The organism is Oerskovia sp. Root918 (assembly GCF_001428945.1).
GTDB classification, from domain to species: Bacteria; Actinomycetota; Actinomycetes; order Actinomycetales; family Cellulomonadaceae; genus Oerskovia; species Oerskovia enterophila.
In genome coordinates this window covers 64622-88118 of sequence record NZ_LMJG01000012.1, presented here as the reverse complement: position 1 = coordinate 88118, position 23497 = coordinate 64622, and the positions used below count along the sequence as shown (strand labels likewise).

At 73.9% G+C, this 23497-nt stretch carries 17 protein-coding genes; 11 read left to right on the top strand and 6 right to left on the bottom strand.

Annotated features, from left to right (window positions below):
- The first annotated feature begins 154 nt into the window (after positions 1-154).
- The 6 genes from ASE27_RS09880 to lysX all read left to right on the top strand — a co-directional run bounded on the left by ASE27_RS09880 (position 155) and on the right by lysX (position 8163).
- Positions 155-913, top strand: coding sequence for an RNA polymerase sigma factor (locus tag ASE27_RS09880; RefSeq protein ID WP_082608769.1), 759 nt, complete (start codon positions 155-157; stop codon positions 911-913).
- Positions 910-2367: a hypothetical protein gene (locus ASE27_RS09875; protein WP_056649291.1), complete on the top strand. Its 1458-nt coding sequence runs from the start codon at positions 910-912 to the stop codon at positions 2365-2367. The genes ASE27_RS09880 and ASE27_RS09875 overlap by 4 nt, the downstream gene beginning before the upstream one ends.
- Before the next feature lie 195 nt (positions 2368-2562).
- Positions 2563-3096 carry a sigma-70 family RNA polymerase sigma factor gene (locus tag ASE27_RS09870; protein WP_056649916.1) on the top strand — a complete coding sequence of 178 codons (534 nt, stop codon included), beginning with the start codon at positions 2563-2565 and terminating at the stop codon, positions 3094-3096.
- The gene (locus tag ASE27_RS09865) at positions 3093-3953 is read left to right on the top strand and encodes a hypothetical protein (RefSeq protein ID WP_056649289.1); all 861 of its coding nucleotides are present in this window, start codon (positions 3093-3095) and stop codon (positions 3951-3953) included. Before ASE27_RS09870 ends, ASE27_RS09865 begins: the two co-directional genes overlap by 4 nt.
- 82 nt (positions 3954-4035) lie before the next feature.
- On the top strand, positions 4036-4476 hold the full coding sequence (locus ASE27_RS09860; RefSeq protein ID WP_056649286.1) for a hypothetical protein: 441 nt from the start codon (positions 4036-4038) through the stop codon (positions 4474-4476).
- Between the two features lie 309 nt (positions 4477-4785).
- Positions 4786-8163, top strand: a complete 3378-nt coding sequence (gene lysX / locus ASE27_RS09855) for a bifunctional lysylphosphatidylglycerol synthetase/lysine--tRNA ligase LysX (RefSeq protein ID WP_056649283.1) — start codon at positions 4786-4788, stop codon at positions 8161-8163.
- Positions 8164-8244: 81 nt separating this feature from the next.
- Here lysX and ASE27_RS09850 read toward each other — a convergent pair whose 3' ends face one another.
- Positions 8245-8487, bottom strand: coding sequence for a hypothetical protein (locus ASE27_RS09850; protein ID WP_157257516.1), 243 nt, complete (start codon positions 8485-8487; stop codon positions 8245-8247).
- Positions 8488-8776: 289 nt separating this feature from the next.
- On the opposite strand from ASE27_RS09850, the gene ASE27_RS20890 reads away from it, so the two are divergent.
- Positions 8777-10462 (top strand): D-alanyl-D-alanine carboxypeptidase family protein, encoded by a 1686-nt coding sequence (locus ASE27_RS20890; RefSeq protein ID WP_157257514.1) that lies wholly within the window; start codon positions 8777-8779, stop codon positions 10460-10462.
- 7 nt (positions 10463-10469) lie between these two features.
- On the opposite strand, the gene ASE27_RS09840 is transcribed toward ASE27_RS20890, so the two are convergent.
- Genes ASE27_RS09840 through ASE27_RS09830 form a run of 3 tightly spaced genes read right to left on the bottom strand, consistent with a single transcriptional unit; the run spans position 10470 to position 12911 of the window.
- Positions 10470-11324 (bottom strand): alpha/beta fold hydrolase, encoded by an 855-nt coding sequence (locus ASE27_RS09840; protein WP_056649276.1) that lies wholly within the window; start codon positions 11322-11324, stop codon positions 10470-10472.
- 13 nt (positions 11325-11337) lie between these two features.
- On the bottom strand, positions 11338-12135 hold the full coding sequence (locus ASE27_RS09835; RefSeq protein ID WP_056649272.1) for a DUF998 domain-containing protein: 798 nt from the start codon (positions 12133-12135) through the stop codon (positions 11338-11340).
- A complete protein-coding gene (locus ASE27_RS09830) occupies positions 12132-12911 on the bottom strand; it encodes a TetR/AcrR family transcriptional regulator (RefSeq protein WP_056649268.1) in 780 nt (259 codons plus the stop codon). Before ASE27_RS09830 ends, ASE27_RS09835 begins: the two co-directional genes overlap by 4 nt.
- A gap of 135 nt (positions 12912-13046) precedes the next feature.
- Between ASE27_RS09830 and ASE27_RS09825 the strand changes: the two genes are divergently transcribed.
- Both ASE27_RS09825 and ASE27_RS09820 read left to right on the top strand, forming a co-directional pair.
- A complete protein-coding gene (locus ASE27_RS09825) occupies positions 13047-16052 on the top strand; it encodes a DEAD/DEAH box helicase (RefSeq protein WP_056649265.1) in 3006 nt (1001 codons plus the stop codon).
- Entirely contained in the window at positions 16049-16957 is a 909-nt protein-coding gene (locus ASE27_RS09820; protein WP_157257512.1) for an SWIM zinc finger family protein, read from the top strand. Before ASE27_RS09825 ends, ASE27_RS09820 begins: the two co-directional genes overlap by 4 nt.
- Before the next feature lie 11 nt (positions 16958-16968).
- On the opposite strand, the gene rlmC is transcribed toward ASE27_RS09820, so the two are convergent.
- Positions 16969-18093, bottom strand: a complete 1125-nt coding sequence (gene rlmC / locus ASE27_RS09815) for a 23S rRNA (uracil(747)-C(5))-methyltransferase RlmC (protein ID WP_056649259.1) — start codon at positions 18091-18093, stop codon at positions 16969-16971.
- A 119-nt stretch (positions 18094-18212) separates the two neighbouring features.
- Positions 18213-18974, bottom strand: coding sequence for a putative protein N(5)-glutamine methyltransferase (locus tag ASE27_RS09810; protein ID WP_056649257.1), 762 nt, complete (start codon positions 18972-18974; stop codon positions 18213-18215).
- 55 nt (positions 18975-19029) lie between these two features.
- On the opposite strand from ASE27_RS09810, the gene ASE27_RS09805 reads away from it, so the two are divergent.
- Both ASE27_RS09805 and ASE27_RS09800 read left to right on the top strand, forming a co-directional pair.
- Positions 19030-20421: a M18 family aminopeptidase gene (locus ASE27_RS09805; RefSeq protein WP_369800577.1), complete on the top strand. Its 1392-nt coding sequence runs from the start codon at positions 19030-19032 to the stop codon at positions 20419-20421.
- 288 nt (positions 20422-20709) lie between these two features.
- Positions 20710-23421: a DEAD/DEAH box helicase gene (locus ASE27_RS09800; RefSeq protein WP_082608824.1), complete on the top strand. Its 2712-nt coding sequence runs from the start codon at positions 20710-20712 to the stop codon at positions 23419-23421.
- Positions 23422-23497: the final 76 nt, after the last annotated feature.

Genomic DNA, 23497 nt, shown 5'->3' with positions numbered 1-23497 from the left:
GAGGATGCGCCCGAGTCTAGCCATGTGTGGCGCACGTCACGCGACGTCGTGCAGGTCTTCACGAGCGAGCACCCCAACGATCCGGCGCGGTCGCCCGTCATGATCAGTGACACCACCCACCACGGGTGGTCCGGTACACGACGAAGGGGGACCGGTGGCCACCTGGGACGACGAGCTCGCCGCGCTGACAGCACAGCGCGGGCAAGCGCTCACGGGGTACGCCTACCTGCTCTGCGGGAACAGGCGCGATGCGGAGGACGTGGTGCAGGACGCACTCGTCAAGGTCTTCTCACGGCTTCGCGGAAGGGGCCCGACGGCGCCTCGACAGACCGCGTCCACGTCACCCGCGGGCGAGACGAGACTCTTCACGCTCGACGACGCATCCGGCAGCGAGGGCGACCGCCCCGTTGCGCACCTCGAGGGGTACGTACGACGAGCGATCCTCACGCTCTACCTCGACGGCTACCGCCGGCGACGGAGCTGGCTCGGGCTGCGGCACCTCGTCGGGCAGCGAGAGACCGTCCCCGGGCCGGAGGCACCTGCGTCCGCCCGCGCGGACACGGCCAAGGCGCTCGCGGGACTGACGCCGCGGCAGCGCGCGTGCGTCGTGCTCCGGTACTACGAGGACCTGACCGTGCCCCGCATCGCCGAGGAGCTCGGGTGCGCCGAGGGGACCGTCAAGCGGCACCTGTCCGACGCGATGGCCGTGATGCAGCAGGCCCTCGGGGCCGTCGCCGCACCGACGCCCGTCACAGGGACACCGGCGCCCGCCGGACCGGCCGGACCGGCCGGTCCGGCCAGGAAGGCGGAGTCGAAGGCGGTTCCGGTCTCGCTGACCGGCGCGAACGCACCCACGGCACCGGCGCAGGCCCTGCCGACCCCAGCAGCGACGAACGGGAGGAACACCCAGTGAGCGCCACCGACCACAGATCCTCGAACCACGACGACGAGCTGAGCCGCGCCCTGCGCGACCTGGTCGACGACGCGTCCCTCCCCGGGCTCGACACCCACCTCGACGTCGTCCGCGGACGGACGCGACGCCGTCGGGCAGCGAAGAAGGTCGCCCTCGGGGCGACGACGCTGTGCGTCGCCGGGGCGCTCGGCGTCGCGGCGATCGCGCTCCCGCAGGACGTGCGGCCCGAGCCGATCGCACCGGCGGAGTCCCCGTCGCCGACTCCCTCGGTCTCACCTGAGCCGATCCCCACGTTCCCCGCCGGGATCGACGCCGCGGCGCTCGCATGCCTGCAGCCCGCCCCGACCCCGACGGGCGACGACCTGCCCGCCCACCTGAGCGTCGGGGTGCCGGACCTCACGGTGCAGACCGCCGGCTCCGCGACCGCACCGACCCTCCTGCGGTTCGACGGCGACGCACGCCTCCGGTACGCCGACTCGGCGACGGGCGCGTACGTGGTCGCCCAGGGCGGGGTCATCGTCAGCTCGGCGCTCCCTGCTGCCGAGACGACAGGTGAGGCCACGCCGGCCCCCGGCTCCTCGGCGGCCTGGGAGCTCGACCTCGCGTCGTCCGCGTCGTGCGACCCGACCAGCACGCAGCCGTCGCCGCTCCCGGCGGGTGACTACGAGGTGTTCGCGCTGCACCGGTTCCCGCTCACGGGCTACTCGGCCCTCCAAGCGGACGGGACCTGGGGCGAGGAGACGACCGGGGCGCTGTTCGACGGGTGGCTCGTCGCCGACCCGGTCCCGCTGACCATCGCTCCCGAGCCGGACCCTGTAGAGGTCCGGGACGCGCTCGTCGATGACACGTCCATGGTGTTCGAGACCCTTCGCGGAGCCTCGAGCACGGGTGCACCAGTCACGGTCGACCTCACCTTCGAGTCCGTGATCGACCCGATCGCCCAACTAGTCGACAAGGGCAACGGGAACCGGACGCTTACCGTGCTGAGAAACTCCGATGTCGCCCCTCGAGAACGGACAACGAGCGACGACGGCTGGAAGGTGGAGGTTCACGGCGGCACCGTCTTCGCCGAAGCCGAGATCTTCTCACGCCTCGTCGGGAGCTACGCGGTCACCATGACCAGCTCGGCGGGGGTCCCGACGTTCGTCCTCGACGTACTGGATGGTGGGACGCCGAACATCGCACCGGCGACGGCCGACCGGGAGGTATGCAAGGCCTTCAAGACCGACGGCAACACCACGTCGAGCGTGTACGACGCCTTCCTCGCGGACCTCTACACACTCGCAGCCGACCTACGCCCCGCGAGCTCGTCGCCGATCCACAAGGAGATCCGGTCCCGTTGGATCGATGCTCCTCGCTTCTGGTGGGCTTTGCAGTCCCACGAGGTACTCGTCCGGAACGATGGAGCTGCAGGGGACTTCGTGAACACCGCGTGCGGGGAGTACTGGGGGTAGCCGCACCAGGAGCCCGACAGCGGCACCTCCCGCGCCCAGCCACGCACGAGGCCCCGTCCAACTCCTGGTGAGCGGGCCTCGTGCGTGAGGCCCGGCCCTGCGTGCCGAGATCGTCTGGCGCCCGACCCCAACGTCTTGTCGGTGTGGCTCGTTGAGAGCGGTGACACGGCACGCAGATCGATGCAGGAGGACTTCATGGCCCGTTGGGAGCAGGTGCTGGACCAGATCGTCCGCACCCGTCGGAGAGCGCTCGTGGGGTACGCGTACCTCTTGTGCGGCGACCTGCGGGAAGCGGAGGACCTCGTCCAGGAGGGGCTCGTGCGCACGTTCCGACGGGGCCGCGCCGCGACCGACTTCCAGCTCGCCGAGAGCTATGTCCGCAAGGCGATCCTCACGACCTACCTCGACGGCTATCGCCGCCGACGCCACTGGGAGGGCATCCGCCACCTGTTCGGCGAAACCGGCAGCCCGGACACCCCGTCCGCGACCGACGCCCGCCTTGACGTGCAGAAGGCGCTCATGACGCTCTCCCCCCGGGAACGCGCATGCGTGGTCCTGCGCTTCTACTCCGACCTCACCGTCCGCCAGGTCGCCGACCAGCTGTCGCTCAGCGAGGGCGCGGTCAAGCGCTACCTCAGCGACGCCAACCGCAAGCTCGCATCGCACCTCGGCCCCATCGACACCCCGTCCGACGACCTCGACGTCACTCCTCTGGGAGGAGCCCGATGAACGACAAGCACCTGCCCCCGCTGCACCTGGACGCCGCCTTCTCCGACATCGCCGCGAGCGCGGCCGGGTCCGCATCCGACGGAACGGCCGGCGCCCTCCAGGTGCACCGCCTGGTCAAGAGGTCCCGTCGCCAGCGCGCGGCCGCTCTCGGCTCCGCCAGCTTCCTCGTGCTGGGAGCCGCTGGACTCGGACTCTCCGGCCTCCTCTCCCCCGCGCCCGTCGAGATCCTGCCCGCACTGCCGGTCCCGGACCCGCCGTCGGAGGTCGTCGAGCCTCTCGACGGATCGTTCGCCCCCGCCTGCGGGGAAGACCTCTCCGACCTCCGCCCGACGACGACACCCCTGACGCTCGGCCCGGCAGCCCTGGGCTCGGCCGGCGCGTTCGACGTCGTCAATACCGGTGACGTGCGCCGCACCGTCGCATCGACGGGCTACGTCGCCCTCTACCTTCTCGACGCCGAAGGTAGGGTCACGTCGGCCCCGTCGATGGTCGAGCCCATGCAGGTCCTCGACCTCGACCCCGGGGAGGCGGGCCCACTTGCTCCCGCAGGGATCGGGGCATGCGGCGACGGGGACGCCCCAGCTGCCGGGACCTACTCCGCTGTCGGCCTGCTCACGGCGGATGTCACCACGGGCGAGGACACGGCACGGGGCACGATCGTCGGCGGCCCCTGGGAGATCACCATCGACGACACCGGCATGCTCACGAGCATCGCCGGACGCACGGCCAGCGAACCTCCGGACGAGACCCCGACGACCCCCGCACCACCAGAGGCCCCGGTGGCTGGGTCCGTCAACCCGGGCGGCTTCCCGTCGCCGACGTTCACCTTCCCCCCAGGTCCCGCTCGGACCGATTGACGACTCGTGCTCAGCCCCTGCCCTCACCCCTGACAAGGCGGACGCGCTCGCCCGGCTGACCTTCGACCAGCCACGTGTGACGATGCAAAGCGGTTCCACCGCCACCGTCGGCATCACACTCGCCGCAGTTCCCAACGCTCGTGTCGACTACGACGACTTCGACGGGATCATCACCTGGTCCATCGCTCAGGACGGAAAGATCGTCGCTCACGGTGACTCGTACCACGATCGCCCCGGCGAGGGGCGACTCGACGAACAGAAGACACGCCAGGACGACTTCGAGATCACGGCTCGGTCGTGCGCCTCGGCGGACGGCAAGGAGCTCCCCTACGGTGAGGTCGGCGCGAACCTCCCTCCGGGGGACTACCAGCTGTACGCGCTCAGGTCCTACACGGTGCAGTCGTACGCGCTCCGTCTCCAGGACGGCACCTGGGGAGCAGTCAACGACTCCTCCTCGCTGAGGCCGCCATGGTTCTACAGCTGGGGGCTCATCACCGCTCCCATGCCCGTGACGATCACGTAGGCGCACTGTCGAGACCTCGTCCACCCGAGCTCGACGCTCCGCCCGTGACCCAGCCCACCCTCCGGGAGCGGGGTCACGGGCCGTCCAGTGTTGGTGAACGGGCCGAGGTCTCGTGGGTGCCGACCCGTGGTGACGACGCGATCGTCGGCGTCTGCGGCAGCTGGTGGGGCTAGGGGTTCTCGTCGTTCACCGGCCCCGCTCGCTCGGAGAGATCCTCTGGTGGCCGAGCGGGGCCGGAGGCATGTCTCACCTCTCGCAACTCCCGCTCCTGCGCTTGAATGGGTGCACCGCCGGCCTCAAGGAGCACGTATGCCCCGCTCGACCTCCCTCTCCCGCACCTCCGCCCCTCCCTGGGCGGAGGCGGTCGCGTCCTGGACGGGCAGGATCGTGCAGGCCGTCGCGTTCTGGCTCGTGCTGGCGCTGATCCTGCTCCTGTTCGCCCCGGGGTTCGTGCGGACCGTGAGCGACTGGCTCGCGGTGCTCAACCTCCCGACGTACCCGAGCGTGTTCTCGGTGGTCCTGGTCGGTGTGATCGCGAGCGGGCTCCTGCGCAGGCAACGGGCGGCCCTGTGGTTCGTGGTCCTCCTGTGGCAGCTCCCGGTCGCGGTGCTGGGGCTCGCGGTCGGGCTGCTGTGGGTGTTCGACGACGACAAGCAGGCCCTGCGCTCCGACGGCCTGGTCCTCTCGCCTCTGGAGATCGCGTCCTGGGTCGTCGCGGTCGTCGCGGTCGTCCTGCTCATCGCGGCCCGCTCGGCGTTCCCCGCCAAGGTCAGCAAGGGAGCCTGGTGGCGCGCGATCCTCGTGCTCGTCGTCGGCGTCGGGCTCTCGGCACTCATCACCCTCCTCCTCCTGGAGGTCGTCCCCAACACCCTGCACGGGATCCGCAACCGGGTGAACTGGAGCCTGTCGGTCGCGACGGGCCTCGCACCCAGCGACTACCCGCTGCACGCGGACGGCACGGGTCCCGCGTGGCTCGCGCTCGTCGCGGGCCTGATCTCGGCCCTGGCGCTCGTCCTCGCGATCGCGGTCTTCATGCGGTCGGCACCCCACGACGCCAAGGTCGAGGCCGCGGACGAGCTCGCGGTGCGCAAGCTGCTGCTCGAGCACCCGAGCGACGACTCGCTCGAGTACTTCGCGACGCGCTGGGACCGCAGCGCGGTCTTCTCGCAGGACCAGCGCGCGGCGATCTCCTACCGGGTCATCTCGGGCGTGTGCCTCGCCGCGGGGGACCCGATCGGCGACAAGGCGAGCTGGCCCGACGCGATCGAGCAGTGGCGCGCGCACGCCCGCCGGTTCGGCTGGGTCCCCGCGGTGCTCTCGACGAGCGAGCTCGGCGCCAAGGCCTTCCAGGCCGTGGACCTGCACCCGATCGCGCTGGGCGACGAGGCCATCATCAACACGCGCACGTTCAACCTCGACGGCCCGGCCATGCGATCCGTCCGCCACGCGGTCGCGCGCCCCGAGCGCGAGGGCTACCGGGTCCTTGTCCGCCGCCAGGCGGAGATCGCCCCCGACGAGCTCGCGAAGCTGGTCGCCGTGGCCGACGAGTGGCGGCACGGCGAGGAGCGCGGCTTCTCCATGTCGTTGAGCCGCCTCGGGGACCCTGCGGACCCGCGCGAGATGATCGTCTCGGCCCATGACGCCGACGGGAACCCGCGCGGCCTCCTGTCGTTCGTGCCGTGGGGGCGCCGCGGCCTGTCGCTCGACGTCATGCGCCGCCACCCGCAGGCCGTCAGCGGCGTCACCGAGTTCATGGTCACCGAGCTCGTGGCCGCGGGCCGCGGCATGGGGATCGACCGCATCTCGATGAACTTCGCGATGTTCCGCGGGTCGTTCGAGCAGGGTGCCCGCATCGGGGCGACCCCGGTCCAGCGCTTCAACCGCCGGGTGCTGCTGATCGCGTCACGGTTCTGGCAGCTCGACTCGCTCTACAAGTCGAATGAGAAGTACCTGCCGGACTGGAAGCCCCGCCTGCTCTGCTACCAGAACGCGGGCCAGCTCACACAGGTGATCTTCGCGGTCGGGCAGGCCGAGGGCTTCCTGCCGAACACCCCGAACCTCCTCCACCGCCGCGACCGCTCCCCGGACCTGCACCGGCCCGAGATCTCCGCGGCGTTCGCCGATGCCGTGCGCGCCCAGGAGACCGCACTGCTCACGGTCTCGGCGCCCACGCGCCGCCTGACCGAGCAGCAGGCCACGCGCCACGCCAAGCTCGGCGTCCTGCGGGCCGCGGGCATGGAGCCCTACCCGGTCTCGGTCCCCCGGACCGTCTCGATCGGCGAGGCCGTGCGCCGGGGCGCCCACGTGCCCGACGGCGGCGCACCGGCCGGGGCGAGCACCTCACCGGGCGACGTGGCCCCCGGGGGCGACCTGTCCGTCGTCGGGCGCGTGGTGCGGCTGCGCGACCACGGCGGCGTGATCTTCGCCGACCTGCGCGAGGGCACAGACGAGATCCAGGTGATGTTCACCGCGGACCGACCGGGCCCGGACCTCGCGCTGTGGCGCCGGGCCGTCGACCTGGGCGACCAGGTGAGCGTCACGGGCGACCTCACCCGCAGCCGGCGCGGCGAGCTCTCGCTGCACGGCACCGCCTGGTGCATGGCCTCCAAGGCCCTGACCTCCCCTCCCGACAAGCACCGCGGGCTCGCCGACGCCGAGGCCAAGGTCCGGCTCAAGCACATGGAGCTCGCCCTCGACACCCGCACGGCCCAGGTCCTGCGCGGACGCAGCGCGGCCGTGAAGTCGCTCCGCGACTCGCTCGCCGCGCGCGAGTTCATCGAGGTCGAGACCCCGATCCTGCAGCGCGTGCACGGCGGGGCCAACGCCCGCCCCTTCACGACGCACATCAACGCGTACGACGTGGACCTGTACCTGCGCATCGCCCCCGAGCTGTTCCTCAAGCGGCTCGCGATCGGCGGGGTCGGCAAGGTCTTCGAGCTGGGCCGCAACTTCCGCAACGAGGGCGCCGACGCGACCCACAACCCCGAGTTCACGTCGCTCGAGGCCTACCAGGCGTACGGCGACTACACCTCGATGCGCGTCCTCACGCGCGACCTCATCATCGAGGCAGCGGTCGCGGTGCACGGCGAGCCGATCTCGCGCCGGGCCGACGGGACAGTCGTCCGGCTCGACGGCGAGTGGCCCGTCCACACCGTGCACGGGGCCGTGTCCCGGGCCGTGGGCCAGGAGGTCACGCCGGACACCCCGCTCCAGACGCTCCAGGCGATCTGCGAGGAGAAGGGCGTCCACTGGACCCCGACCATGACCCACGGCGCGATCGTCACCGAGCTCTACGACGCGTTCGTCGAGGGGCAGACCGTCGAGCCCACGTTCTACACGGACTTCCCGCTCGAGACCTCGCCGTTGACGCGCACGCACCGCCGCGACCCGCGGCTCGCGGAACGGTGGGACCTCGTGGCGTTCGGCGCCGAGCTGGGCACCGCGTACTCCGAGCTCATCGACCCCGTGGACCAGCGCGAGCGCCTCACGCAGCAGTCCCTGCTGGCCGCCGCGGGCGACCCGGAGGCCATGGAGGTCGACGAGGAGTTCCTGTCCGCCCTGGAGTTCGCGATGCCCCCCACGGGCGGGCTCGGGATCGGGGTGGACCGCGTCTACATGATGCTCATCGGGGCGAGCATCCGCGAGACGCTCGCGTTCCCGTTCGTCCGGCCGTCGGGTCGCGGCTGAGCCGGACCTCGGCACCGTCCCCGAGGCGGTCGGGCAGATCGAGCTGCCCGACCGCCTCGGCTTCAGCGGCCCTGGGGCGACTCACGCACCACGTCGGAGTCTCGTACCGATCACCATGCCGAGCGGCAGCGAGACCAGTGCCACCCCGACGACGAACGGCGCCCCGGACCCTGCCGCGGCGAACGCACCGCCCCCAGCACCGAAGGCCAGCACGAGGGCCGCCATCGGTGCGGCAGTGCGGGCTCCGGACGCGCGCTGCCGCTTGAGATGGTCGAGGAGCACCCCGGCCCCCGCTCCGAACACCACGGCGAACAGGTACAGCATCGTCGTCCTCGCTCCCGAGCCGTCCGTCGGCTTCGGGCCAACCTTCACGTATCGGACGCGGTCGGGCCAGCCCAGCGTCCCGACGAGCAATCCTCCGCACGAGTTTTCCGCACCACCGTGCGGAGAGTTCGGCACGGGGTGTGGATGGCGTCACACGGAGCGATAACGAACGGGTAACGTAGGCGGCGATCGGGCGCAGCACGGACGGCAACGACCACTGGCTCCCGCACCACGGCAGTCAGCAGAGTCCTCCCCCGGGAGGTCGTCCAGAGCACAGGAGTCACGTCAGGTGGAAACGTCCGCACCGGTCCAGCAGCGCCCGCACGGCGCAGCGCCGACCCCCACGCGGCGTCAACGTCAGGCCGAGCTCCGCGCGCGAGAGCTCGCCGCGGCCGGGGTCGACGGACGCGCCCACGCAGACACCCTGCACGTCGAGCACCGCCACACCGCATCCCGCCCAGCGACGTTCGCGGTTCCTCAGGTCGCCGTCGCACCTCACGTGCCGGCCCGCGTCGAGGCCCCGTTCTCCGCGCCCGCACCGTTGACGAGCACGCACGCTGCTCCCGCACCGGCACGCCGGGCCACCGCCCTCCAGGCGCTCCCCCCGGTCGCCGCCACGACTCCTGCCGCCGCGGCCCGCGCCATGGCTCCCGTCGAGGCCCCTGTCGCAGCCCAGCCCGCGACCCCTCGCGTCTCCCCCTTCCCGCCCACGGGCATCCAGCGTGCCGCCGAGCCCGTCGCGCCGCTGCAGACCCCCTCGGGCGAGATCCCGGTCGTCCTGGTCCCGGCGCCGACCCCCCTGCGCTCTGCCCCCACGCCCGTCGTCGCCACCCCGCCCGCACCGTTCGTCGCCACCGGCTTCAGCGCGGCCACGACGGACGAGCACCCGTTCGCCCCCCTCACGCGGCGCGAGCGCAAGGCCGGCGGACCGGCCACGGGTCCCACCCCGGTCGTCGCCTCGGCGATGCCCACGCGCGGCCCCCTGTTCGGCTCCAAGTTCGTGGCCCGCGCCGCGACGGGCGCTGCCTTCGTGGGCGCTCTGGCGTGCGTCCCCCTGGTCCTCCCCGGCACCGCCTCGGGAGACTTCGCCCCGGGCGGCTTACGGACGGACCTCGCGGACGACGAGGCCGGCGACGCGACGACCGGGCTCGCCCAGCAGGAGGCCGACGTCGAGGAGCAGCTCCTCAGCCAGGCACAGGACCTGCTCACCCGCGCCGACGGCCCGGCGGCTGAACGCGCCACGAGCCCGCAGGACCTCGCGGACGCGAAGGCCGAGCTGGCCGCGCTCACCGAGTCCCTGATCGCCGAGCGTGCTCAGGGCACGGACCGCGCCTCACGGTCGAGCGAGCGCACGGCCCTGACGACGGAGACCGCGGCAGAGGTCGGCACCGAGGCAGTCGCTCCCGCGACCAGCGAGGACGTCGCCCGCGCGGCGAACCGTGTCGCGGTCCTGCTCCAGGACTTCGGCGAGACCGGCGCGTCGGGCGTCACGCCGGCACCGGCGACTCCCGCCGAGCTCGCTGCCGAGCGCCGCGTGCGCGCCGCGACCCTGCTCGCCCAGTGCGGGTCCACGAACTACGCGAACGGCAAGATCCCGGCCTCGGCACTGACGACGCTCTCGTTCGCGCGGAGCCACATGCTGCGCTGCGACGCAGCGGCGATGCTCGAGGAGCTGTCCGCGGCCTACCAGCAGCGCTTCGGCGAGCCGATCGGCCTCACCGACTCGTACCGCTCGTACGCCAGCCAGGTCTCGACCCGCGCCGCCAAGCCCGGCCTCGCTGCGGTCCCCGGCACGTCGAACCACGGATGGGGCCTGGCGATCGACCTGACCTCACCCGCCTCGAACCCCGGCTCGGCCCAGTACAAGTGGCTGCGCGCCAACGCGCCGCTCTACGGCTGGGACAACCCGCCGTGGGCCCGCAGCAACGGGTCCAAGCCCGAGCCGTGGCACTTCGAGTACGCGTCCGGCTGGTAGCGCACGCTCAGCGGAACTCTGCCTCCACGACGGGAGCCACCGCCCCGTCGGGTACCTCCCCACGCAGCACCTGCGCGACGACGTCGGGACGGGTGAGCGGGAACATGTGTCCCTCGCCCCGCAGCCCGTAGACCTCCGCGCCCAGGCGCGCGCCGAGCTCACGCTCGTCCCGCAGGAACGCGCCCTGCCCACGCCGCCCCCAGCCGACGAGCTGGACGGGGCGTACCGCGAGCCGTCGCATCGCCCCCGCGTCGCGCGCGAAGAGCGCGGTGACCCGTTCTGCCTGCGCCCAGCTCTGCTCGTACTGCCCGGTGAGCAGGCGCCACGCCTCGGGCGTGCCGTAGCGGCGGACGGCCTCGTCGTCGGGCAAGGGGTCGGGGCGGTGCGTCGCGTCGTACCAGGCCCGACGGCGCAGCGCGGGTCCCCGCCTCGTGACCGCCCCGCAGCGCGAGAGCAGGAGCCCGCTCGTGTGGACGACACGCTCGGCGAGGAGCGTGAGCCCCACGGGCGCGGGCCGCTCGGGACGGCGCGGGAGGAACGGGGTCGTGGGGTCGAGCAGCAGCACGGCCCCGAGCTCCTCGGGGTGGGTCAGCGCCCACTCGATCGCGGCCAGACCGCCCACGCTGTGCCCCACGAGCCCGACGCTGCCCGGCGCCTGGTCGTCCGCCAGCCCGAGCTCGGCACGGATCGCCGCGACGGGGGCCGTGACGGCGGTGTCCCAGGAGTCGAGCACCCGGACCGTCGCGTCCGGGAACTGCTCGCGCACCACCCGGGCGACGGGTTCCATGTCCGAGGGAGCGAGCAGGAGACCGGGGAGGACGACCCAGGTCGTGGGTGCCGGTGTGGTGATCGCCGAAGCCATGCGCCACAGTCCATCACGGCTCGCTGTGCGACGCCGGTGAGCGCGCTGTGCGGTCCTGGGGAACGTCTGTCTCCGGTGCACCGCGGTGTGGCTGGCGCAGCGTCAGGACCTGCACGGCCAGCACGAGCACCACGGAGAACGCGACGATCTGGACGCGCTGCACGATCCCGGTCCCCACGGGGAGCGGGCTGCCGAACAGGCCGATCGTGCCGGTCACGACCCCCAGGAGCGGTCCCAGCGCGCCCGCGAGGCGCGCAGAGACGCCGAGGAGGGTGCGCCGTCGGGCGCGAGCGAGCCACACGACCCCCGCGCTCGCGACGAACGAGCTGACGCCCGAGGCCACGCTCGAGAAGGTGTGGGCCTGATGAGCGAGGCTGAGCTCACCAGCCTCCTCACGTGCGGCGCAGTCGCCCACCGAGAGCGCGCAGTCGAGCGGCAGCAGCGCGTCCGCCACGGTCGCGAGGCCGAACACGACGAAGGCCCAGAACGTCACCTTCTGCACGAGCGTCGCGGCCGGGGCGCCCGCTCGGCGGGCGAGCCGGTACGCCGTCCCCAGGAGGGCGAGGCCGCCGACCACGAGGGCGCCCGCGGCCACGTCGGTGGACCGGAACAGGGGCGAGGTGGCTTGGTCGAGCGCCGCGAGCTCGGACAGGTACGACCGCGCGGGGTCGAGGGGCCAGCCCGCGGCCGCCTCGACGACGACCCCCAGGTAGAGGACCCCCGCGAGGGTCAGCAGGACCTGCGCTGCCGTGACGAGCCGGGTGCCGGGGCGGCGCGGGTCGGACCCGCCGGCGGAAGGCTCCGAGCTCATGCGACGAGTGCCTCGACGCCCGCGACGATGCGCTCGATCCCGAAGTCGAGCTCGGCCTCGGGCGAGTACGCCGACTGCTGCGCCTCGCCGACAGTCGCCCCGACGCGTCCCGCGACCGTGAACGTGCTCATCGCGCTGATGCGTTCGAGCAGCGGGGCGTTCGCGGCCCACCACTCGTCGTCGGTCTGGCCGCTCGCCTCGTGCGCGGCGCGGGCCGCACGAGCGCGCCGGGCCGCGGTCGTCGCCTGTCCCACGACGAGCGTCACGGTCGCGTCCATCGCGACGTCGTCGAGGCCGACGCCCTCGATCGCGCGGAGCTCGACGTCGTACTTGCGCGTCTCCCCCGGCCCCAGGACGGGGCGCGCGAGGTCGATGTCGAGCAGCCACGGGTGGGCCGCGAAGAGGTCCCAGTTGGCTCGCGCCACGGAGCGCAGCCGGTCCTGCCAGGTCGCTCCCGGCGCGTGCCCCTGGGGGTAGAGGTCGCCGTAGGCGCGGTCGACCACGAGGTCGACGAGGTCGTCCTTGTTCTGCACGTAGGTGTAGAGCGACATGGTCCCGATGCCCAGCGCGGCCGCGACCTTGCGCATCGAGAGCCCCGTGAGCGCCCCGTCCTCGTCCGCGAGCCCGACGGCGGCGCGCGCCACCTCGTCGGGCGTCCGGGACTGCTGGGGCCCCCGTGCGCCGCGGTCGGCGTGCAGGCCCCAGAGCAGGGCGAGGGTCCGCGCGGGGTCGCGCGGCGTCGCGGCGGGTGCGGGGCTGGGCGTCGGGGTCGGCACGGGCTGCCTCCTCGGTCGGGGTCGGGGATCATCGAGGAGTGCCCGACGTTCACCCGAACTGTCGGGAATGATCTGCGTACATCGTACGTTGATCGGCTCGGGAAACGTCGACGGACGGCGTACCAGGAAGGCCTCGTGACCCTCGCAGCACGCACCTCGGCCGGAGCCGGACCTGGCGAGTCCGGCGAGCACGGCACCGGCAGTGCTGGCAGCCCTGCCGCCTGGGCGCGCTGGGACACGGAGACCGTCGACGGGCTGCTCGACGCGTGGGCCTCGGGCGACGCGTCGCCCTCCGAGGTGTTCTGGGGCGCGGTGTGCGCCGAGGCCCTGAGCCACGTCGCGGCAGGGCACCTGGTGCCCGTGGTCGGGGCGGCCTCCCCCGAGTCGGCGGGAACTGAGGGGTCGGCGGGGGCTGAGGGGTCGGCGGGCTCTGCCGGGACCGCTGGCGCGCCACGCTCGGCCCGGTGGAGGCTCGGACCGCTCGACGGCCCCTCGCTCGACCGTGTGCACGCGCTCGCCGGCGCCATACCGCTCGACGAACGAGGGGCGGGCCCGAGGAGTGACGCGGACGCACGGACCGCCCTGGTCCGGGCCGCCATGGATGCCGTGGCGGACGCCCTCGTCCGGGAGGCCGGAGCGAGCATCGAAGTGCCTCGCGGGGTGGCCCGCGGCCTGGTCGCGGCGCCGGGAGCCGGCGCGCCCCCGGTTCCCGACCACCTCACGGACTGGGCGCACGACGCCGCCGCGCTCCTCGACCCACGGGTGGCCGTGAGCCTGCGGCTCGAGCCGCTCGTGCGCCGCGCGACCGATGCAGGTGCTGCCGAGGGCGACGGGTCTCCGGCCGACGGCGACCGCCACGAGGACCTGGCCACGTGCGACTGGCTCGCGACCGTGATCGTCCGCGGACCCACCGGGACCCGCCCCGCCGCGGACCTGTGGGCGTCGGCCCGGACCGGCGAGGGAGCACGCGAGGCCCAGGAGGCGATCGGTGACGTCCTGGTCCGGCTGCGCGCGGGAGCGGTGGCCTGGCCCCCGCTCGACGGGCTGCTCGACCAGGCAGTCCCGGGCTCGCTCGTGCTCGCCCCGGCCGACGTACGCGAGCTTCTCGCCGAGGGCTCCGCGTCGCTGGCGACGACCGGGATCGCGGTCGAGTGGCCCGCCCACCTCGCGGGTCAGGTGCGGTCCGTCGCGGTCTTCTCCCCGACCGAGGTCCCCGGTGACGCCCCGGACGAGGAGCGCCGAGCCCTTCCCGCACTGCTCGGCTCCCCCGGCCACGGTCGTCCGCGGTCCGGCTCGCCGTCACCCATGACGCTCACGCACGAGCTGACGCTCGACGGCGTGCGGCTCACCGCGGACGAGCGCGAGCACCTGGCGCGCGTCCACGCGGAGGGGCGCTCCGCCGTCGTGCAGCTCCGTGGGCGCTGGGTCCTCGCGGATCCCGCCGCGGCCACGGCCGCGACGCGGCGCTCGCCCCAGCCCGTCTCCGCGCTCGACGCCGTCGCGGCCGCGCTCACCGGCGTCGCCCGCGTGGGCGACCACGAGCTCACCGTGACCCCGACGCCCTGGCTCGACCGGCTGCGCGCCGAGCTCGAGGACCCGTCCCCGGCGCGTGACGTCGTCGCGCCCGAGGGGCTCCACGCGTCGCTGCGCGACTACCAGCTCGACGGCCTGCGCTGGCTCGCACGCCTGACGGGGCTGGGCCTGGGCGCGTGCCTCGCGGACGACATGGGCCTCGGCAAGACCGTCACGCTCATCGCGCTGCACCTGCACCGCGCTCGCCCCCGGCCCGACGACGCCGCCGCTCCCACCGGGGAGGCGGCGGGCGCCGGGCCCACCCTGGTGGTGTGCCCGGCCTCGCTCCTGGGCAACTGGGAGCAGGAGATCCGCCGGTTCGCGCCCGGCGTCGCGGTGCGGCGCTTCCACGGCACGTCGCGCGACCTGCGCGGGGTCACCGACGGGTTCGTGCTCACGACGTACGGGACGGTCCTGTCGGACTCCTCGCAGGCCGACCCGGTGCTCGCGGCGCACCGCTGGGGGCTCGTCGTCGCGGACGAGGCCCAGCACGTCAAGAACCCGGGCTCGGGCACCGCGAAGGCGCTGCGGACGATCCCCGCGGAAGCGCGCGTGGCCCTGTCCGGGACGCCCGTCGAGAACAACCTCACCGAGCTGTGGGCCGTCATGGACTGGCTCGTCCCCGGCCTGCTGGGTTCGCGCGGGCAGTTCCGGCGCCGGTGGGCCGACCCGATCGAGCAGACCCGCGACCCCGTGCTGGCCGAGAGGCTGTCCCGGCTGGTCCGACCGTTCCTGCTGCGGCGACGCAAGTCCGACCCCGGGATCGCGCCCGAGCTGCCGCCCAAGACCGTGACCGACCAGGTCGTGCCGTTCACGGCCGAGCAGGTGGGGCTCTACGAGGGCGCCGTGCGGTCGGCGCTCGAGGAGATCGACCGGGCCGAGGGCATGGGGCGGCGCGCCATGATCGGTGGGCTGCTCACGCACCTCAAGCAGATCTGCAACCACCCCGCCCAGTACCTGCACGAGGACGAACCACGGCTGTCCGGGCGATCCGGCAAGCTCGACGCGTTCACCGAGCTCGTCGCGACCGTCCGGGCCGAGGAGGGCGCGATCCTCGTGTTCACGCAGTACGTCGCGATGGCCCGGCTCCTCGAGTCCTACCTCGCGCGTCGTGGCGTCCCGACCATGCTGCTGCACGGCGGGACCCCCGTGGCCCAGCGCGAGCAGATGGTCGCCCGGTTCCAGGCCACCGAGGAGATGCCGCCCGTGTTCCTGCTCTCGCTCAAGGCCGCGGGCACCGGGCTCAACCTCACGCGGGCCGACCACGTGATCCACTACGACCGCTGGTGGAACCCGGCCGTCGAGGAGCAGGCCACCGACCGGGCGTACCGGATCGGCCAGACCCGGCCCGTCCAGGTGCACCGCCTGACCAGCGAGGGAACCATCGAGGAGCACATCGCCCGCATGATCGAGTCCAAGCGCGAGCTCGCCGACGCGGTCCTGGCGCCGGGCGGTGTCGAGGGCGCGATCTCCGAGCTCAGCACGGCCGACCTGGCCGAGCTGGTGTCGTGGCGGGGAGCCGACGGCGGCGAGCGATCGTCCGCCGCCGGCGAGAGGGGGCGCTCATGAGCGCCGTGGGCTTCCCCGCCTTCCCTCCGACCGGTACCGCGACCCAGGGCGCCGTCCGCCGGGGGCAGTCCTGGTGGGCGCGCTCCTGGGTGCGCGCCATGGAGGAGTTCGCGCTCGACGCAGGCCCGCTCAAGAAGGGACGCGCCTACGCGCGCACCGGTCGGGTCGGGCCGATCACAGTCAGCCCCGGCGCGGTCCAGGCGCGCGTACAAGATGATGACGGGGAGATGTACCACACGGTCGTCTCGCTCGAACCGTTGTCCGACGACGAGTGGGACAGGTTCCTCGAAGCCCTCGCCTCGCGGTCCGGGCGGCTCGCTGCCCTGCTCGCCGGGGAGATGCCGCGCGACGTCGTCGCTGCGGCCCTCGACGCCGACGTCACGCTGCTCCCCGGGATCGGCGACCTCGAACCCGCGTGCGACTGCCCCACCTGGGACCTGCCCTGCCTGCACGCGGCGGCGCTCAGCTATCAGGCGGGCTGGCTGCTCGACGCCGACCCGTTCGTGCTCTTCCTGCTGCGCGGACGCTCGCGCGAGCAGGTGCTCGACGCGCTGCGGGGGATGTCGACACCGGGCGACCTCACGGCGGGCGACCTCACGTCACGCACCGCCACGAGCGGCCCCACCGGAACCGGCGGCGAGGGCACGGCCGACCACCCGTCGCCCGACCCGGGCGACGACCCGGCGAGCGACGCGGGGACGGGAGCGACGCCGTCGGGCCCCCGTGTCCTGGGCGAGCTGCCCCCGCCGCCCGACGTCCCCGAACCGCCCGCGGCAGCCGACCTGCTCCCCGGCGTCCCGGACCGGACCCCCGACGGGACCCCTGTCGACGTCGCGGGACTGCGAGCCGTGCTCGCCGCGGCGGCCCTCGCCGCCGCCGAGCGGCTCACGGCTCTGGACCGCTGACGGCCCAGGTCTCAGGCGCGCTCGAGCAGGACCATGACCTCGTAGTGCGAGGTCTGCGGGAACATGTCGAGCACCCGCCCTCGCACGGGGCGGAGCGACGGCATGGTCGCGAGGTCGCGGGCCAGCGACTCGGCGTTGCAGCTGGAGTAGACGACCTGCTGCACGGTCGAGGACTCGAGCCAGCCCGCGAGCTCCGCGCCGATCCCCCGCCGCGGCGGGTTCACGATCACCAGGTCGGGGACCCGCTCGGCCGCGAGGGCGAACGCCGTGGCGTCGCCGGCCCGGAACGTCACGTCGTCGAACCCGGCCTGCGCGGCGCTGCGCTCGGCGCTCACGATCGCCTCACGGCTCGACTCGATCCCGACCACCTCACGTCCCGGTGCCGCACAGTGCAGCGCGAACCCGCCGACGCCGCAGTACAGGTCCCAGACGCTCGACGGCGCGGCCTCGTCGACCCACTCGCGCCCCTGCCTGTACAGCGCCGCGGCGACCTCGGTGTTGGTCTGGAAGAAGCTCTGCTGGCGCAGGTGCATCTCGATGCCGTTGACCCGCATGGTCAGGGTGTCGGCCTCGGTGAGCAGGATCTCCTGGTCGCCCTCGAGCGCCGCCTTGTGCTCGGGCAGGATGTTGGCCGACACCACGCGCGCCTGCGGCAGCGCGTCGAGCAGGCTCGGCAGGTGCTTGCGCAGGCGCGACACCGGCTCCTGCGACCGGAGCACGAAACGCACCATGAGCTCGCGGTCGGGCGACTGCGTGACCAGCACGTTCTTGAGCTCACCGCGCCGCGTCGTCACGTCGTACGGCGTGAGGGCCGCGCGCGTGACGAACGCCGCGAGGACGGGGAAGACGGCCTGGAGGTCGGCCGGGTACAGGCCGCAGTCCTGGAGGTCGACGCCACGCCCGCCCGCGTCGAGGATTCCGAGCGTCGGGTGCTCGACCGTGCCGCCCACGACCATCTTGGCCTTGTTGCGGAAGCCGGACTCCTGGCTCGGGAACGGGCGGTCCCACCGTAGCCCCTCGTGCGCCGCGAGGAGGTCGCCCGCGTGCCGCTGCTTGTCGGCGAGCTGCGCGGCGTAGCCCTGCCCCATGAGGGTGCACGAACGGCACTCGTGGGCGTCGAAGTGGGGGCACTGCATTCCCCCGAGTCTACGGGGCGGGCCTCACGGACAGGCCCAGCGTGCGGGCCGGGAACGTGCGGGCCGGGACGCGCGGGCCGGGAACGTGCGGGCCGGGACGCGCGGGCCGGGGACGTCCGCTACCGGCGGCTCGTGCCGATCACCACGGTCGCGCCGAGGTCGTCGTCGGTCACGGTCCGGGCGACGAGCCCGGCCCGCTCGAAGAGCCCGACGGCGACAGGAGCCTGGCGCGCACTGGTCTCGATCAGGAGGTGACCGCCCGGGGCGAGCCAGGCCGCGGCGTCGGCGGCGACCCGTCGGTGCACGTCGAGCCCGTCGGCGCCCCCGTCGAGCGCGACCCGGGCCTCGTGCAGCCGGGCCTCGGGGGGCATGGTCCCGATCGCTTCGGTCGGGACGTACGGGGCGTTGACGACGAGCACGTCGACCCGTCCTCGCAGCTGGTCGGGGAGGGCGTCGTACAAGTCGCCCTCATGGACCTGTCCATGAAGGTTCCGGCGCGCGCAGCGCACGGCCGCGGGGTCGATGTCAGCGGCGTGCAGGTCGATGCCGGGACGGGCTGCGCGCAGCACCGCCCCGAGAGCACCCGTGCCGCAGCACAGGTCCACGACCGTCGCGCCCTCCCCCGTGATCTCCACGGCGGAGGACGCGAGGAGCTCCGAACGCCTGCGGGGCACGAACACCGTGGGCTCGACGAGGATGCGCAGGCCGCAGAACTCGGCCCAGCCGAGGACCTGCTCGAGCGGGAGCCCCGAGACCCGGCGCGAGACCATGTCGTCGAGCTCGGCGGGGGAGGTCGCGGCGGCGACGATCAGGTCTGCCTCGTCCTCGGCGAACACGCAGCCTGCGGCGCGGAGGGTGAGCACGATGTCCGACGGGGTCATGGGGAGACACACGCTACTACCCGGTGGGCAGGGCGCGCGGGCGGATAATGGACCTGTGCCCGACGCCGCAGCCCCCGTCCCCGCCCGCCCCGCCTCTCCCGTGGTCGCCACCCCGCGGGGTCCGTCCCCGCAGGCCCGCACCCATGCCGAGGACCTCGCCCGGTTCGTCGAGGCCTCGCCCTCGTCGTTCCACGCGGCCCACGAGGTCGCCCGCCGCGCGGTCGAGGCGGGCTTCACGCTGCTCGACGAGGCCGACGCCTGGCCGCTCGCGAGCGCGGAGGGGCGCTACGTGGTCGTGCGTGACGGTGCCGTCATCGCGTGGGCAACGCCCGCGGGGGCGAGCGCCACGACGCCCTTCGCGATCCTCGGCGCGCACACCGACTCCCCCGGCTTCAAGCTCAAGCCCAAGCCGACCACGGGCCGCGAGGGCTGGTGGCAGGCGGGCGTCGAGGTGTACGGCGGTCCCCTGCTCAACTCGTGGCTCGACCGCGAGCTCGAGCTCGCCGGGCGCCTCGTGACGCTCGACGGCCGCAGCCACCTGGTCCGCACCGGCCCCCTGCTGCGCATCCCCCAGCTCGCGATCCACCTCGACCGGAGTGCGAACGAGGGTCTGACGCTCGACAAGCAGCGCCACACCCAGCCCGTGTGGGGTCTCGGCGCGCTCGGCGCCCCCGACGCGGACCTGCTCGCGCTGCTCGCCGAGCACGCGGGCGTGCGAGCCGCGGACGTCGGCGGGTACGACCTGGTCGTGGCCGACACCCAGGCCCCGCGGATCTTCGGGGCGCACGAGGAGCTGCTCGCCTCGGGACGGCTCGACAACCTGCTGTCGGTACATGCCGGGCTCACGGCGCTGCTCGAGGTGGCGGCGGAGGCGCCTGGAGCGTCCACGGGGGCCGGTCGTCGTGGGCGGCACGAGGCGCCCGTCGCCGTGCTCGCGGCGTTCGACCACGAGGAGATCGGCAGCGAGACCCGATCGGGGGCCAGTGGCCCGTTCCTCGCCGACGTGCTCTCGCGCATCAGCGCCGGCTTCGGCGCGAGCGAGGAGGACCGGCACCGTGCGCTCGCGGGGTCGCTGTGCGTGTCGAGCGACGTCGGCCACTCGGTCCACCCCAACTACCCCGAGCGCCACGACCCGGCCAACCGACCGCTGGCCGGCGGCGGTCCCATCCTCAAGATCAACGCCAACCAGCGGTACGCGACCGACGCCCACGGCGCGGCAGCCTGGGCCGCGGCCTGCGCGGCAGCCGGCGTGCCGAGCCAGGAGTTCGTCTCGGAGAACACCGTGCCCTGCGGGTCGACGATCGGTCCGCTCACCGCGACCCGGCTCGGGATCCGGACGGTCGACGTGGGCGCGCCCATCCTCTCGATGCACTCGGCGCGCGAGCTGACGGCCGTCGCGGACCCGTACTACCTGTCGCGGGCGATCGGGCAGGTGTTCGCGGGCTGAGGGCGGAGGACGCGCGCCGCGGCACTACCTGAGTCGCCGAGGTAGAACGTTCTGCGCGAGGTAGAACCCCTCGCGTACTACGTCGCGCAGGTCGTTCTACCTCGCGGTCCTGGGCAGCAGCGCCCGCGCGACGGTTCGGCCCGGCACGCCCCAGGTGGGAGACTCGGAGACGTGCCCAGCCCGTCGCGAACCCCGGAACCGGACGCCGCGTCGGCCAGCCCGTCGAACGGCTCCTCGAGGTCCGGCGCCCCGGACGCTCGCGACAGCACCAGCACCGGTCTGCCGACCGTGTCCGACCGCCCCGGCGCCCTGCTCGACGTCCTGCTCGCGGGCGGCCGCCGCGCCGACCGGCTGACGCACGTCGAGCACCTGCCAGGACGCCCCGGGCAGCACGCCGACTGGCCCGGCTGGGCCGACGCCTCGCTCGTGGCGGGCTACCGCTCGTTGGGCGTGGAGCGACCGTGGGCGCACCAGGTCGAGGCGGCCGAGGCCGCCTGGTCCGGACGGCACGTCGCGCTCGCGACCTCGACCGGCTCGGGCAAGTCGCTCGCGTTCTGGTTGCCCGCGCTCACCGCGGTGCGCGCGGACCGCGCGGCCGAGACCCTGGCCCCCGGCCGGATCGAGAGCGCCCGGACGCGCGGCACGGTCCTCTACCTGAGCCCCACCAAGGCTCTCGCGGCCGACCAGGTCGACGGCCTCCAGCGCCTCCTCGACGCGTCACGCGCGAACGACGTCAAGGTCTCGACGTGCGACGGCGACACCTCGTTCGAGGAGCGCAAGTGGGTCCAGGAGTACGCCGACGTCGTACTGACCAACCCCGACTTCCTGCACTTCGCGCTCATGCCCAACCACCGGCGCTGGACCCGGTTCCTGCGCAACCTGCGCTACGTCGTCGTCGACGAGGGGCACTCGTACCGGGGGGTGTTCGGGGCGCACGTGGCGCTCGTGCTGCGACGCCTCGCCCGGCTCTCGGCGCACTACGCGCCCGCGCCACCGGCGGGGTCGTCAGAACCACGCCGGGGTATGGACCGGCCCGCTTCTGACACCGGGTCCGCGCGGGGCCTCACGTTCGTCGTCGCCTCGGCCACCACGGCCGACCCTGCGGCGAGCGCCGGCCGGCTCATCGGGGTCCCGTCCGAGCAGATCGTCACGGTCGACACCGACACGAGCCCCGCGGGCCGCAAGACGTTCGCGCTCTGGCAGCCCCCCGAGGTCCTGGGCTACGAGGCCGCGCAGGCCCGCGCCGCGGCAGCGAACGACCCGGCGGCAGATGCGGCCCTCGCGGAGTCCTTGCTGATCGACCCCACGGCCCACGACGAGCTGGGCCTGACGAGCGACCCCGACGAGCCCGCGACGCCCGGCGACTCGCCCGAGCGCCCACGCCGGTCGGCCACGGCCGAGGCAGCGGACCTCCTGGCCGACCTCACGGCAGCAGGCGCCCGGACCCTCGCGTTCACGCGCTCGCGCCGTGGGGCCGAGGCCGTCGCGACCCAGACCCAGGACCACCTGCGCGTCGTCTCGCCGCAGCTCGCACGCCGGGTCGCGGCCTACCGCGGCGGCTACCTGCCCGAGGAGCGCCGGGCGCTCGAGCAGGCCCTGCGCAGCGGCGCGATCCGGGGCCTCGCGACGACCAACGCGCTCGAGCTGGGCGTCGACATCTCGGGCCTCGACGCGGTCCTCATCGCGGGCTGGCCGGGCACGCGCATGTCGGTCTGGCAGCAGGCGGGGCGCGCGGGGCGCGCGGGAGCCGACGGCCTGGTCGCGTTCGTCGCGCGCGAGGACCCGCTCGACACCTACCTCGTGCACCACCCCGAGGCGATCTTCGCGGCCCCGCTCGAGGCCACGGTGTTCGATCCCGCCAACCCGTACGTCCTCGCGCCGCACCTGTGCGCGGCGGCCGCCGAGGTCCCGCTCAGGCAGTCCGACCTCGCCGTGTTCGGCGACCCCGCCGCGGTGACCGAGCTCCTGGGTGTGCTGGTCGCGCGAGGTGCGCTGCGCCGTCGGGCGTCCGGGTGGTACTGGACCCATGCCCAGTCCGCCGCCGCCATGACCGACCTGCGCGGCTCGGGCGGCTCGCCCGTGCGCGTGGTCGAGGCCGGCACGGGGCGCCTCCTCGGCACGGTCGACGCGGCCTCGGCCGACGGCTCGGTGCACGACGGCGCGGTCTACGTGCACCAGGGCGTGAGCTACGTCGTGGAGACGCTCGACCTGCGCGACGGCGTCGCGCTCGTCGCGCGCCGGGACGTCGACTTCGGGACGTGGTCGCGCTCGGTCACGGAGATCGCTATCCACGGGATCCGCGACGAGGAGGAGAGCGAGGCCCCGGCCCCGGTCGGGTCCGCCCCGTCCGGCGACGGCCCGACGGCGGAGCCCGCCCCGGGCGACGAGCCGTCCGTCCCGCGGGGCTCGGCCCCGAACGACGCCGCGCACCCCGCGATCCAGCGCTGGTGGGGGCCGATCGGCTGGGGGTTCGGGCCGGTCGAGGTCACGAGCCAGGTCGTGAGCTTCCAGCGCCGTCGCCTGCCGGACCTGCAGATCCTGGGCACCGAACCGCTCGACCTGCCCGAGCACACGCTCCCGACGACCGCCGTGTGGTGGACGGTCCCGGCCGAGGTCCTCGAGGCCGCGGGCATCGACGCCGAGACGGCACCGGGTGCGCTGCACGCGGCCGAGCACGCGTCGATCGGTCTCCTGCCGTTGCTCGCGACGTGCGACCGCTGGGACCTGGGCGGGGTCTCGACCGCGATGCACGTCGACACCGAGCAGGCGACGGTGTTCGTGTACGACGCGTACCCCGGCGGCGCGGGCTTCGCCGAGCGCGGCTTCCACCTGGGCGCGACGTGGCTGCGCGCGACCCGGGCCGCGATCTCGCGCTGCCCGTGCACGGACGGCTGCCCCGCGTGCGTGCAGTCGCCCAAGTGCGGCAACTTCAACAACCCGCTCGACAAGGCTGCGGCGGTCCGGCTGCTCGACGCGGTGCTCGCGTACGCGCCTGCGTGACCTGGGCCTGGGCCCGAGCCCGAGCCCGAGCCGTGCGACGAGTGCGTGATTCGGCTGCGACTCGGCGGGCGTGCCG